We start from the raw sequence: 13,171 nt of genomic DNA on the forward strand, positions 1-13,171 counted from the left end.
ATATCCGGTGACACAGACGCAAGCGAAAAACGTTCCGGCCGACACTGATTCCGGCAGGGTCCGGCTGGTGGAAAAGGAAACGGTGTGGAAGGGCTTCGTGCATATGCAGAAGCTCATTTTCGACCAGCGCATGCCGGATGGCAAGACAATCCGCATCATCAGGGAAGTCCACGATCACGGCAGCGCCGCCGCCATCCTTCTATACGATGCCAAACGCGACAGCGTGGTGATGGTGCGCCAGTTCCGCCCTGCCGTCTTCGTGAACGGCGATCCAAGCTTCATGATCGAAGTGCCAGCGGGGCTCCTCGATGACGACAACGCCGCCGACGCCATTCGCCGCGAGGCGATGGAAGAATCTGGCTACGGGGTGGAAAAGGTCGAATACCTGTTCGACATGTATGCCAGCCCGGGAACGCTCACCGAAAAAGTCAGCCTGTTCGTCGCCCGCATCGATCTCGACGTGCAGGCTGGCAGCGGCGGTGGTCTGGAAACCGAAGGCGAGGATCTGGAGGTTCTGACCTACGGCCTCGACGAAGCCTTCGCGATGATCGCGTCCGGCGAAATCACCGATTCCAAGACGATTATTTTGTTGCAGTGGGCGATGTTGAACCGCGCGGCTCTACGCAAACCTTAAGCGAGCGCAACGTTTTCCAGCTTTGCCGCAGCCGCAAGCTTCCTGTCATGTGTTGCTAAAGGCACATTGTGCGAAATCGCAAGCGAGAGGTAGGCAGCATCATAGGCGGGAAGCGCATGTTTTGTGCCAGGCGGATGATAGAGACGTGATCGGCGATTGTGCCGTCCTCGTCAGGCAGGAACTAAGCCGCGACTACCGAGCCGTCAACGACAAAGGCCATTACTTGCGGCCTTCTTCTTTCCACGCCTTGACCTCATCCGGAGTTGTCTTTTTTCGTTGCGACCGTTTTGTCCGCATCGCAGAGATGAGCTGTCGACGAGATTGAGGATCGCTCGCTTTTACGAGGCATGCCACAGCTTCGTTCTGCGTGCGATAATAACATCTTCTCCCGCCTCAACCGGAAACCGTCAACTCAGAATCTGCCCTTTACGCCGGCCCCAACGAAAAGCGACTGCATATCGCCGCCCGCCGTATCTTTATAAAACAGGCCGGTAGTTCCGCCAGTCGGTGTGAGGGTTTTGTCACCGCGACCGAAGCTCGTATATTCGTATGCGCCATCCAAGTAGAGGGAGGCATTCTCAGTCAGGGCAAAGGCGATGCCAGCTTTTGCTCCGAACATGCCGCCAACATGGAATTTGTCGGTGAAGCGGATCGAACGCATCCAGTGATCGTCCGTGGCTTTCGCATAGATCATTGCGCCGCCTTCGAGGCCGGCATTCAGCGACCAGTTCCCGAATTTGCGCCCACCGGTCACATTGCCGTAAAATACGGGGATTTGCTGCCGGTAGGTGATGGCTTTTTCGCTATTGTTGAACTCACCGACATTATTGCGAAATCCTCTCCAACTGTAGATGTAGTCACCGCCATAGGCGGACCACTGCACGTCGGTATAGCGAAAGCCGATACCGGCACTGAGGTGATGCAGCGGGTCTTCCAGCAGTGTTCTGTTGAGTTCGATGCTTCCGGTCAGGTAGTGGTCGAGGCGAGTGTCGCCGTGCTGTGAGCGGTCGCTCCATCCAGTTTTCGATGTATCCCTGTAATAAGGAGGCAGCCAATCGTAGTCGGTCATGTAGCCATCGCCAGCAAAGCCGATTCGACCTTCCGTTTTTATGCGCCACTCGGGTGACAGCTCAAGTCCGAGCGATCCGCGCAAGGCCATGGCATTTGTTGTTTTCCAGTCGAGTTGACTGTTTTTGTGGCTTCCGTTGTAAAAGGTCTCTGTGGCCTTGATGTTTAGAACACCGGCATCGAGCGAAGCGGTGATGCCGCTTTGCTCGGCGGCGAGCGGCAGGCTCGTACCCACCAGTAAAACGGCCGAAAGCGGCAGGGAAAACTTCGAAATTAGCATAATCGCTCCTGAATGACCGGAGGGCTCCAAAATGCGGGACCGTTGCGGGCATTAAAGGTGATTATGGTAAACGTTCGGTTTATTTTAGAGGAAATACCACTTTAAGTATCTTTGTACTTTAGTGAAATATTTATCAGTAAGCAGAAATCAGGCTGTAATACTCAGATTTACTTGCGTCGCCGCTGGAAATGGCTTTCCCACCTTCCATCCGCACCTTGCCTTCCGCAAGCTGCTTCAGGGCAAGTGGATAAAGCTGATGCTCGACGGTGAGTATCCGCGCCGCCAGCGTCTCGGCCGTGTCGTCGGAAAGAACCGGCACCGCGCCCTGCGCGATCGTCGGGCCTTCGTCCATGCCTTCGGTTACAAAGTGTACGGTGCAGCCGGAAATCTTCATGCCGCTGTCGATGGCGCGCTGGTGGGTGTGCAGGCCGGGGAAAAGCGGCAGCAGGGAAGGGTGGATATTGATAATGCGGCCTTCATAGGGGGCGATGAAATCCCCGGAGATCAGCCGCATGTAACCGGCAAGACAGATGATATCAGGCGCAATCTCGCCAAGTGCGGCCAGAATGGCGCCCTCATGCTCGGCTTTGCTGGCATAGGTCTTGCGCTCGAAAACGAGCGTGGGAATACCGAACGCCTGTGCCTTTTCCAGCCCGCCTGCCGACGCCTTGTCCGAAATTACACAGGCGATCTCAGCCGGAAAATCCGTCTCCTGACAGGCCTTGGCAAGCGACACCATGTTGGAGCCGCTGCCGGAAATGAAAACGACGACACGTGCGCGGCCAGATCGAGAGGCGGCACTCATCATAGGCTGAGGGCGCCCTTGTAGATCGTGCCGTGCGCACCCTCTTCGCGGGCGACCATGCGGCCGAGCGGGAACACGGTCTCGCCTTCCGCCGTCAGAGCATCGGTGACCTTGGCGGCATTTTCAGCCGAAACGACCGCGATCATGCCGACACCGCAGTTGAACGTGCGCAGCATTTCTTTGGCTTCAACGCCACCGGTTTTTGCAAGCCACGAGAACACAGCCGGAACCTCGATCGCGTCGAGATCGATCTCGGCGGCGAGATGCTTGGGCAGAACGCGCGGAATATTTTCCGGGAAGCCGCCGCCGGTAATATGCGCCAGCGCCTTCAGCGCGCCGGTCTCGCGGATTGCCTTCAAAAGCGGCTTTACATAGATGCGCGTCGGCGTCAGCAGCGCTTCGCCAAGCTTCTTGCCATCTGCGAAGGGTGCCGGGGCGTCCCAGTCAAGGCCGGAGATCGAAACGATCTTGCGCACCAGCGAAAAACCGTTGGAATGAACGCCGGAGGACGAAAGCCCGAGAATGACGTCGCCTTCGGAAATATCGCCGGCGGGCAGAAGCTGGCCACGTTCGGCAGCACCCACGGCAAAGCCCGCGAGATCGTAGTCGCCATCGGAATACATGCCGGGCATTTCAGCGGTTTCACCACCGATCAGCGCACAGCCGGATTCGCGGCAGCCGGCTGCAATGCCGGAAACGATGGCAGCGCCCTGATCCGGGTCGAGCTTGCCGGTCGCGAAATAGTCGAGGAAGAACAGTGGTTCTGCGCCCTGCACGACGAGATCGTTGACGCACATGGCAACGAGATCGATGCCGACGGTGTCATGGAAATTCGCGTCGATGGCGATCTTCAACTTGGTGCCGACGCCGTCATTGGCGGCCACCAGAACCGGATCGTTAAAGCCTGCGGCCTTCAGATCGAACAGGCCGCCGAAGCCGCCGATTTCGCCATCCGCGCCGGGACGCCGCGTCGAGCGCACCGCCGGTTTGATCTTTTCGACCATCAGGTTGCCGGCGTCGATATCCACACCTGCGTCACTATAGGTAAGACCGTTCTTGCCCGACTGGCTCATCGCTCTCGTCTCCGCTGGTTCCTTTGGCGTCGCCATTCGCACGGGACGGGGCCTGATGCAAGGGTTTGAGTGGCAAAAGCTCCGGTTTTTAACGGCTTTGCGACGGTTTGACGTTTTGTGTGCCTCGGGCCTCTCGACGGCGATATGCGCAGCGCAGACTTGAAAACCCGTCGTCGTTGCACAGACCTGGCAACCGCCGTGTCTATCGCTGCCGGACCACCGGCCTTGACCATGTGCATATGCGCATCCTATCTCCATCATGGGCAATGACGGCACGGCGACAAGAGGATGAACGGATGCAACCCCATGTGAGCGGTACGAGCCTGCGCCGGCAGGTTTTTTTCTGGATTGGCGTGCTTGCCGTCTTTATCTTTTTCCTGATGGTCTTCAGCTCCATCCTCCTGCCTTTCGTGGCGGGCATGGCACTTGCCTATTTTCTCGATCCGGTTGCCGACTGGCTGGAGCGCCGAGGCCTGAGCCGGTTGATGGCCACCGTCGTTATCCTCGTCACCTTCGTGCTGATTTTCGCGCTGTCGCTCATTATCATCATTCCGCTGATTGCCGCCCAGGCATCCGAATTCATCACGCGCATCCCGCAATATATCTCGTCCCTGCAGCAGTTGATCGCCGGTGCGGACGCCAATCTGCTGCCTGACTGGGTGAGCAACCAGATCAATGCAGTGAAGGAGAATTTTTCCAAGCTGCTGACCGAAGGCGCGGGCTTCATCGGCACCCTGCTGACGCAGATCTGGAATTCCGGCAAATCGCTGGTCGATGTCATGTCGCTGCTGGTCGTCACACCCGTCGTCGCCTTCTACCTGCTGCTTGACTGGGACCGGATGATAGACAAGGTCGATAGCTGGATACCGCGCGACTACGTGCATACGGTCCGCCAGATCGCACGCGACATGGACAGGACGATTGCCGGCTTCGTGCGCGGGCAGGGGTCGCTCTGCCTCATCCTTGGCGTTTATTACGCTGTCGGCCTGTCGTTGGTGGGCCTGAATTTCGGCCTGCTGATCGGCCTTTTCTCCGGCCTTATCAGCTTCATTCCCTATATTGGTTCGATGGTCGGCCTCATCCTTGCCGTCGGCGTCGCCATCGTGCAGTTCTGGCCTGATTATATCTATGTATTTCTGACACTTGCCGTGTTCTTTTCCGGCCAGTTCATCGAAGGCAACATCCTGCAGCCGAAGCTCGTCGGCAGCAGCGTCGGCCTGCATCCGGTATGGCTGATGTTCGCATTGTTCGCCTTCGGTGCGCTTTTCGGTTTCGTCGGCCTTCTGGTCGCCGTGCCGGCGGCGGCAGCCGTTGGCGTGCTTGTCCGCTTTGCATTGTCGCGATATCTTGAAAGCGATCTTTACCATGGGCACGCCGCCAACCTTCCCTGGGAAGAACAGGAAACGTCCTCCGGCAAGGTTGACTCTCAGGGCTAACGATGACTGACCAAATCAAAAACGACAACGCCCGGTCGAAGGCCGAGCAGCTGCCGCTCGCATTCTCACACCAGTCCGCTTCCGGAAGGGACGATCTTCTCGTGTCCGACTCGCTCAAGGCTGCCGTCAGCCTTGTGGATGAATGGCCGAACTGGCCTTCGCCCGTGGTGGTGCTGGCCGGGCCTCCGGGTTCGGGAAAATCGCATCTCGCCAATATCTGGAAAAATATCAGCAGCGCGCAGGATATTCACCCGCAAGCCGGTGTTGGCGCTGCGCGTCTTGCCGAAACCGGAGCGGTTCTGTTCGAGGATGCCGATCGCCGCGGTTTTGACGACACCGAACTTTTCCATGTCATCAATAGCGTGCGCCAGCATGGCACCACGCTTTTGATGACCAGCCGGCAATGGCCGGCCGCATGGCCGGTGACCTTGCCGGACCTGCGCTCACGCCTGAAAGCCGTGACTGTGGTGGAGACAGGCGAGCCCGACGAGGGTCTTCTGGCACAGGTTCTGGTGAAACTCTTCGCCGACCGGCAGCTTTATATGGATGACAAACTCATAGGCTACATCGTCAACAGAATGGAGCGTTCACTCGATACGGCGCAGACGATTGTGGACCGTATCGACAGGCTGGCGCTCTCGCGTGGAACAAGGATAACCCGTCCCTTGGCGGCGGAAGTCCTCAACGCGATGGGCGAAGGGACAAGGGGTAGCGGGCTGGAGGTCGATTGACTGTCACAGTTCCGTCGTCAAACTGTTATACGGGCAAGAGGGACGATCGCGGGATGCAGCAGGATCACGGGACGGAAAGTCAGGGGATGGTACAGGACATGGACGCTATTGTGCAGGACGACTTCAACAAGGTTCAGCCGATGACCGAGGGCGAGAACCTCTGGGACAGCCCCGCGCGCTTCATCAACCGCGAATTCTCCTGGCTCCAGTTCAATCGGCGTGTTCTGGAAGAAACGCTGAACACGGATCATCCGCTGTTGGAGCGGCTGCGTTTTCTGTCCATCTCCGCCGCCAACCTCGATGAATTCTTCATGGTCCGCGTCGCCGGCCTCGAAGGCCAGGTGCGCCAGAAGATTACGGTCAAGACACCTGACGGCAAGACACCGGCCGAGCAGCTGGAAGACATTTTGAAGGAAATCGACAACCTGCAGATGGAGCAGCAGGCTTCGCTTGCGGTTCTGCAGCAATATCTCGCCAAGGAAGAAATCTTCATCGTGCGGCCTGCCGCACTTTCCGAAGCGGATCGTACCTGGCTGGGCACCGAGTTCGAGGAACGTATTTTCCCGGTGCTGACGCCGCTGTCCATCGACCCTGCGCACCCGTTCCCCTTCATTCCGAACCTCGGTTTCTCGATGGGCCTGCAGCTCGACAGCGTCAACGGCCGCGAGCCGATGACAGCGCTGTTGCGTCTTCCGACGGCGCTCGACCGCTTCGTTCGTTTGCCGGATGAGAAAAACGCCATCCGCTACATCACGCTAGAAGATGTGGTCGGCCTGTTCATTCACCGTCTTTATCCGGGCTATACAGTCCGTGGATTCGGCACGTTCCGCATCATCCGTGACAGCGATATCGAGGTGGAGGAAGAGGCGGAAGATCTGGTCCGCTTCTTCGAAAGCGCGCTGAAGCGCCGCCGCCGCGGTTCGGTTATCCGCATTGAGACCGACAGCGAAATGCCGCAGTCGCTCCGCCAGTTCGTGGTGCACGAGCTTGGCGTGCCTGATAATCGCGTTGCCGTTCTGCCCGGCTTGCTCGCGCTCAACACCATCTCGGAAATCGTGCGCGCACCGCGCGACGACTTGAAGTTCGAGCCTTACAACGCCCGTTTCCCCGAGCGCGTGCGTGAACATGCCGGCGATTGCCTTGCCGCCATCCGCGAAAAGGATATGGTGGTTCACCACCCCTATGAAAGCTTTGACGTGGTTGTGCAGTTCCTGTTGCAGGCTGCGCGCGACCCCGAAGTGCTCGCCATCAAGCAGACGCTTTACCGCACCTCCAACGACAGCCCGATCGTTCGCGCGCTGATCGACGCGGCGGAAGCCGGCAAATCCGTTACCGCGCTGGTCGAATTGAAGGCGCGTTTCGACGAAGAGGCGAACATCCGCTGGGCGCGCGATCTGGAGCGGGCCGGCGTGCAGGTGGTGTTCGGCTTCATCGAACTCAAGACGCATGCCAAGATGTCGATGGTGGTGCGCCGCGAGGACGGCAAGCTCAGAACCTATTGCCACCTCGGCACCGGCAACTACCACCCGATCACGGCCAAGATCTATACCGACCTGTCCTTCTTCACCTGCAACCCGAAGATCGCCCACGACATGGCGAATATCTTCAACTTCATCACGGGTTACGGCGAACCGGAAGAGGGCATGAAGCTCGCCATTTCGCCCTATACGCTGCGTGCGCGCATCGTGAAGCACATCAACGAAGAGATCGAGCACGCCAAGCGCGGTGCGCCGGCGGCGATCTGGATGAAGATGAACTCGCTGGTCGATCCCGAGATTATCGATACGCTTTACCGCGCCAGTGCGGCTGGCGTGGAGATCGATCTCGTCGTGCGCGGCATCTGCTGCCTGCGCCCACAGGTTGCGGGTCTGTCGGACAATATCCGCGTCAAATCGATTGTCGGCCGCTTCCTCGAGCACAGCCGAATCTTCTGCTTCGGCAATGGTTTCGGCCTGCCGTCCGACAAGGCGCTGGTCTATATCGGCTCCGCCGACATGATGCCGCGCAACCTTGATCGCCGCGTTGAAACGCTGGTGCCGCTCACCAACCCTACCGTGCACGAGCAGGTTCTTTCACAGATTATGCTGGGCAATCTCATTGACAACCAGCAGAGCTACGAGATACTTGCGGACGGAACGTCGAGGCGCATCGAGGTGCGTAAAGGCGAAGAACCGTTCAACGCGCAGCACTATTTCATGACCAATCCCAGCCTTTCCGGACGTGGTGAAGCCCTGAAATCAAGTGCGCCCAAATTGATTGCCGGGTTGATTTCTTCCCGCAAGAAACAGGCTGAATGACTCGATCAGAAGCACAGGGGCGGCTGACCGGCCTTGCCCCCGTTTCCGTCATAGATATTGGTTCGAACTCCGTTCGTCTCGTCGTATATGAAGGTCTTTCCCGCGCGCCCGCCGTGCTGTTCAACGAAAAGGTCCTTTGCGGTCTCGGCAAGGGACTGGCCCTCACGGGCCGGATGCATGAGGAAGGCGTTAGCCGGGCTTTGATGGCACTGCGTCGCTTCCATGCGCTTTCCGAACAGGCGCAGGCGCAGCAACTCTACGTGCTGGCGACAGCGGCAGCGCGTGAAGCGGAAAACGGCCCGGATTTCATCCGCGAAGCCGAAGCCATACTTGGTTGCGAGATCGAGGTCCTGTCCGGCGAAAAGGAAGCGCTTTATTCCGCCTATGGCGTGATCAGCGGTTTCCACGACCCGGATGGCATTGCAGGCGACCTGGGCGGCGGTTCGCTGGAACTCATCGACATCAAGGGCAAGAACTGCGGCGAGGGCATCACCCTGCCGCTCGGCGGCCTTCGGTTGTCGGAGCAATCGGATGGCTCGCTGGAGAAGGCGACGACCATTGCCCGCAAGCACGTCAAATCCTTCGCAAAGCTGCTGGCGGCCGGCGAGGGGCGTACCTTTTATGCCGTGGGCGGCACGTGGCGAAACATCGCCAAGCTGCACATGGAGATCACAGGTTATCCGCTGCACATGATGCAGGGATATGAATTGCCGCTGGCGGAAATGCTGAATTTTCTGGAAGAAGTCATCGTCTCCAGGGACAGCAAGGACCCGGCCTGGCAGGCGGTCTCCAAGAACCGCCGTTCGCTTCTGCCGTTCGGCGCCATCGCCATGCGTGAAGTTCTAAAGGCGATGAAGCCGGCAACGATCGCCTTCTCGGCGCAGGGCGTGCGCGAAGGTTATCTTTATTCGCTGCTGACGGAAGCGGAGCGGGATACCGACCCGCTGCTGGTCACGGCCGACGAGCTTGCCATTCTGCGTGCCCGTTCGCCCGAACATGCGCGCGAACTGGCCGACTGGAGCGGCCGCACCTTTCCGGTCTTCGGCATCGAGGAGACGGAAGAGGAAAGCCGTTACCGGCAGGCGGCCTGCCTTCTGGCAGACATCAGCTGGCGTGCACATCCGGACTATCGCGGTCTGCAGGCGCTCAACATCATCGCCCACTCCTCCTTCGTGGCGATCACCCATCCGGGCCGCGCCTATATTGCGCTTGCCAATTATTACCGCTTCGAAGGGTTGAACGACAACGGCACCACACAGCCGCTCGCCGCCATGGCGGGTGACCGCTTGCTGGAACTCGGCAAGTTGCTCGGCGGCCTGCTGCGCGTCGTTTACCTCTTCTCAGCCTCCATGCCCGGTGTCGTCGATCACCTGAAATTCCGCAAATCCACCAATCCGGATCTGGATCTGGAATTCGTCGTACCACACGCCTATTGCGATTTTGCCGGCGAGCGTCTGGACGGACGCCTGCAGCAACTGGCGAAACTGACGGGCAAGCGGTTGGCGTTTGTGTTCGAGTAACGGGCAGACGCCGGCCATTTGGCACCGCAGACAGTTGTGGAGCTATACTATGACCAGCGCTGACAAAAGGCGTCGATATCGCTTGATTGAAAGTCGGCTAGCCGCGCCATGATCGTCTCGAAGGGCCAGTCCCACCAGGCGATTTTGGCAAGCTTCCCCGCCACGGTTTGCGAAAACCGCTCGCGAATGATCTTCGCGGGAACACCGCCGACGATGGTGTAGGGCGGCACGTCCTTGGTGACGACCGCGCCTGCTGCGAGCACGGCGCCGTCTCCAACCTTCACGCCCGGCAGCACGATGACCCCGTGACCGATCCAGACATCGTGACCGATGACGGCGCGATCCTCCTTGCGGCGATCGAAAAAAGCGTCGTCGCGCACCGCCTCTGTAGCGTAATATTCCGGGCAGTAGCTGAAACGGTGCATGGACGGTCGGTCCATTGGATGGTTCGGTGCGCCAATCCTGACGTCCGCGGCAATAGCGCAGAATTTCCCGATTGTCGCATCACCGACAATACAACGGGGTCCGAGGTAGGAGTAATTCCCGAGTTCGACGTTGTGCAGAGAGGTATCGGCCAAAATTTCGCAGCAGCTACCTATGTTCGAGTCCCTTATGCTTGCCGTCGAATGGATAACTGTCTCTGCGAGCTTGGGGCGATTGAGTTGTGCGGTTGAGTGCATGCCTGTCTCCGGATTTCGGCCTGCGTAACCGGCGACTATGAAGGGCATATGACGTGAAATTGCGAAGGCAAGCCGATTAGGCCAGATATCCCTTTGAAATGCTGATCGTGTGCGCGCTTTGCGTGGAACGAAATCTGGCTTCACACAGCGCCGTCAGCCGCCGGAACCATCCGCAGTCGCAGCTTTTTTACTTCCAGTAATGGTCGGATATGTTTTGGGCATTCTGAATGATGTGACGCGCGACTTCGGGATCTCCGCCCTCGAATGTTTCCAGGTCGGCTCCGCATAGCAGCAGGAAAAGCTGCTGGTGTGCGACAGCGGCAAAATAGTCATGAGGCGGTGGCTGTATTTCAGACCCGATTGACTGGAGTTCGTCAGCAGCTTGTTTGCTTGCACGCTCAAGCGCTGCGAAAATAGTGGACACCATCGCCGATTCTGTCCGTTGCAATATATCCTGAACCTGCCGTTCGGCGGGCGTCAGGACCGGGCAGCTCTCACTCATCGCACAACTCTTCTCTCGGCACACCTCGTTTACCTGCGGTACTATGCCATGGATTGTGTCTGCTTTGAGAGGAGAAGCTGAAGTTGTGGATTTTAAACCGCAAACGAAAAACACGACAGACCGAAATCGGTTTGTCGACGAGACAAACCGGTCGCCTCGCTACAAGCCGTTATTATTCAACCGTGCCCCAGCGCCTTCCTGATACAGGCGCTGAGATAGGCATATTGCAGGGGCGTGGCCCTTGCCATCGCCTCCGTGCGGGTGGCGGGCCTGTCCTCGTAACCGACCGGAATATCGAACTGGGTGAAGGTGAAATCCCAGCGGGTGCCGTTGACGATATTGTAGAAATGGTCGGCGCCGCTAACGACGGTTTTGGCGAGGTCGCCACCGAAAATATCCTGCACCACAAGAGCTGTAACGCCGCCTTGCCCCCTGGCTGGGTTTTCTCTCGACCACAGGCTGCTGGTTTCGAGTGACCAGCTTTTCCTCAGGGCGTAATACAGTCGTTCGGCATTGTCCTGCATGACGGGTCTTTCCTGTTTCGGAATCGGGTTCCGGGTCAGGTTGGGTCGGTACAGTAACGGAGCGCCTCGCTTCCTTTTTCAGGCCGCAGGAACGCTCCGTTCAGTTGAGATTGCGCCGATGCGCTGACGGTGCCGGAACGTATTCCGGCACCCCTTTCCTCACTTCGCGTCGAGAAGGTCCTTGACTTCCAGCAGGGCGAACTCGTTGTCGTCGGCCTTGTCCAGCGCACGACCGGCCGAGAAGGGCAGGTTGTTGTCGTTGCCGACGATAATATGGGTGGCGTCGACACGGTCGACATTCTCGATGGTCACGAACGGCATGTCGTAGAAACCGTTGCCGCCGCCCTGACGCTTCCTGTTATCAGGATCGGAGATCTTCAGCAGATCGATATAGCCGATCTTGCGCGCCGCCTTGCCGGCATTGGCGTCGTTGAATTCGATCTTGTAGATGCGCTTGACCTTGGAAGGTACGGCAAAGCAGTTTACGTCCGGCTTTTTCGGGTCGGCGCAGGCTTTGTCGGCGGTGCCGGCGCCATTGTCACGCTCGATGACCAGCGCGGTGCTCTCGTCCAGCACGTTGAAATCGCCGATGGCTTCGCCACCTTGCGCCAGCGGGTAGAGCCAGGTGCGGCCTGTCCATTCCTTCTTGGCGGTATCGAGCTCGATGATGCGAAGGGCGGTTGAGCCGTCTTCGGTCTTTTCGACCTGACCTTCGGCGGTGTATAGCGGGCCTTCGAGAAGGCCGTAGAGCTTCGAGCCGTCCTTGGAGAGCGCCATGCCTTCATAACCACCTGATCGTTTCAGGTTGAAAGCGGGCATTTTCTGCGTGGGGTTGCCGGGTAGTGCCAGGGTCGGATGATCCGGGGACTTCACCTCGATATCGCCGGCCTTGGTGGCGATGACGTCGGTCAGCTTGCCGTCGCGGGTGAATTTCAGGATGTAGGGACCGAACTCTTCGCCTACCCAGAAGCCGTCGGCAACGGGCTGAATGGATTCGACGTCGAAGTCGGCGCCCGTCAGGTAACGTTTGGTCGAACCTTCCATGACGATGGGGAAGGGAGCTTTCTTGTCCGGGTCGGAAAGGAACACCGTCTCCAGCGCGTTGACCTTGCCGGCATCCCAGTCGAATTTGATGTGGTGGAGCATCAGCATGGCGTCGCTGGAGTTGAGCTTCGAGCCGAAACCATTGTCGGAAAGGCTCCAGAAGCTGCCGTCCGCCATGGCCTTGATGCCGGAAAAGCCCTGCATGGCCTGGCCGTTAAACGGCATGGAGAGGCCGGTCGGGCGAACGCCATCCTTGCCGGGCACGGTGCCGAGACCCTCGGCGCGCTTGCGGTCGGCCGTCGTGAACTTGGCGGATGTCTTGAGGTATTCCGGCGCATCGGCAGGTGCTGCGATGATGGTGTTGGCGGGCAGAATGGCGTGCGAGACCAGCTTTGCCGGAAACTCCTGCTCTGCATGGGATGCGGTTGCGAGCGCAAGAACGGCGAAAGGTGCGAAAAGAATATGCTTCATGGTGGAGACCCCTCAATGCCTGTTGAAGACAGGACTGAGGCGATAGGGGCGCCACATGACAGGCAGGTGATTGCAGTTTGAAGCTTTGATGAATTTTGATGACGGG

At 58.6% G+C, this 13,171-nt stretch carries 12 protein-coding genes; 5 read left to right on the plus strand and 7 right to left on the minus strand.

Annotated elements, in window-relative coordinates:
- Positions 1–7: 7 nt before the first annotated feature.
- Positions 8–634 carry an NUDIX domain-containing protein gene (locus tag F617_RS0111770; protein WP_019565414.1) on the plus strand — a complete coding sequence of 209 codons (627 nt, stop codon included), beginning with the start codon at positions 8–10 and terminating at the stop codon, positions 632–634.
- Between the two features lie 412 nt (positions 635–1,046).
- On the opposite strand, the gene F617_RS0111775 is transcribed toward F617_RS0111770, so the two are convergent.
- The 3 genes from F617_RS0111775 to purM form a co-directional block, all read right to left on the minus strand.
- Positions 1,047–1,982, minus strand: coding sequence for an omptin family outer membrane protease (locus tag F617_RS0111775; RefSeq protein ID WP_019565415.1), 936 nt, complete (start codon positions 1,980–1,982; stop codon positions 1,047–1,049).
- A gap of 133 nt (positions 1,983–2,115) precedes the next feature.
- The gene (purN, locus tag F617_RS0111780; protein WP_026330805.1) at positions 2,116–2,790 is read right to left on the minus strand and encodes a phosphoribosylglycinamide formyltransferase; all 675 of its coding nucleotides are present in this window, start codon (positions 2,788–2,790) and stop codon (positions 2,116–2,118) included.
- Positions 2,787–3,860, minus strand: coding sequence for a phosphoribosylformylglycinamidine cyclo-ligase (purM, locus tag F617_RS0111785; protein ID WP_019565417.1), 1,074 nt, complete (start codon positions 3,858–3,860; stop codon positions 2,787–2,789). Before purM ends, purN begins: the two co-directional genes overlap by 4 nt.
- A 296-nt stretch (positions 3,861–4,156) precedes the next feature.
- Between purM and F617_RS0111790 the strand changes: the two genes are divergently transcribed.
- The 4 genes from F617_RS0111790 to ppx all read left to right on the plus strand — a co-directional run bounded on the left by F617_RS0111790 (position 4,157) and on the right by ppx (position 9,844).
- Positions 4,157–5,296: an AI-2E family transporter gene (locus tag F617_RS0111790; RefSeq protein ID WP_013635868.1), complete on the plus strand. Its 1,140-nt coding sequence runs from the start codon at positions 4,157–4,159 to the stop codon at positions 5,294–5,296.
- A gap of 2 nt (positions 5,297–5,298) precedes the next feature.
- Complete coding sequence (gene hdaA, locus F617_RS0111795) at positions 5,299–6,027, plus strand: DnaA regulatory inactivator HdaA (RefSeq protein WP_003512460.1); 729 nt, start codon at positions 5,299–5,301, stop codon at positions 6,025–6,027.
- Between the two features lie 98 nt (positions 6,028–6,125).
- Positions 6,126–8,324 (plus strand): RNA degradosome polyphosphate kinase, encoded by a 2,199-nt coding sequence (locus F617_RS0111800; RefSeq protein ID WP_075807550.1) that lies wholly within the window; start codon positions 6,126–6,128, stop codon positions 8,322–8,324.
- Positions 8,321–9,844: an exopolyphosphatase gene (ppx, locus tag F617_RS0111805; RefSeq protein ID WP_003512464.1), complete on the plus strand. Its 1,524-nt coding sequence runs from the start codon at positions 8,321–8,323 to the stop codon at positions 9,842–9,844. Before F617_RS0111800 ends, ppx begins: the two co-directional genes overlap by 4 nt.
- 47 nt (positions 9,845–9,891) lie before the next feature.
- Here ppx and F617_RS0111810 read toward each other — a convergent pair whose 3' ends face one another.
- The 4 genes from F617_RS0111810 to F617_RS0111825 form a co-directional block, all read right to left on the minus strand.
- Positions 9,892–10,524 carry a DapH/DapD/GlmU-related protein gene (locus F617_RS0111810; protein ID WP_013635872.1) on the minus strand — a complete coding sequence of 211 codons (633 nt, stop codon included), beginning with the start codon at positions 10,522–10,524 and terminating at the stop codon, positions 9,892–9,894.
- A gap of 187 nt (positions 10,525–10,711) precedes the next feature.
- Positions 10,712–11,026 (minus strand): hypothetical protein, encoded by a 315-nt coding sequence (locus F617_RS0111815; RefSeq protein ID WP_003512466.1) that lies wholly within the window; start codon positions 11,024–11,026, stop codon positions 10,712–10,714.
- Positions 11,027–11,202: 176 nt separating this feature from the next.
- Positions 11,203–11,550 carry a hypothetical protein gene (locus F617_RS0111820; RefSeq protein WP_003512467.1) on the minus strand — a complete coding sequence of 116 codons (348 nt, stop codon included), beginning with the start codon at positions 11,548–11,550 and terminating at the stop codon, positions 11,203–11,205.
- 159 nt (positions 11,551–11,709) lie between these two features.
- On the minus strand, positions 11,710–13,065 hold the full coding sequence (locus F617_RS0111825) for an esterase-like activity of phytase family protein (RefSeq protein WP_019565420.1): 1,356 nt from the start codon (positions 13,063–13,065) through the stop codon (positions 11,710–11,712).
- Positions 13,066–13,171: the final 106 nt, after the last annotated feature.

Source organism: Agrobacterium sp. 10MFCol1.1 (genome assembly GCF_000381165.1).
Taxonomy (GTDB): Bacteria; Pseudomonadota; Alphaproteobacteria; order Rhizobiales; family Rhizobiaceae; genus Agrobacterium; species Agrobacterium tumefaciens.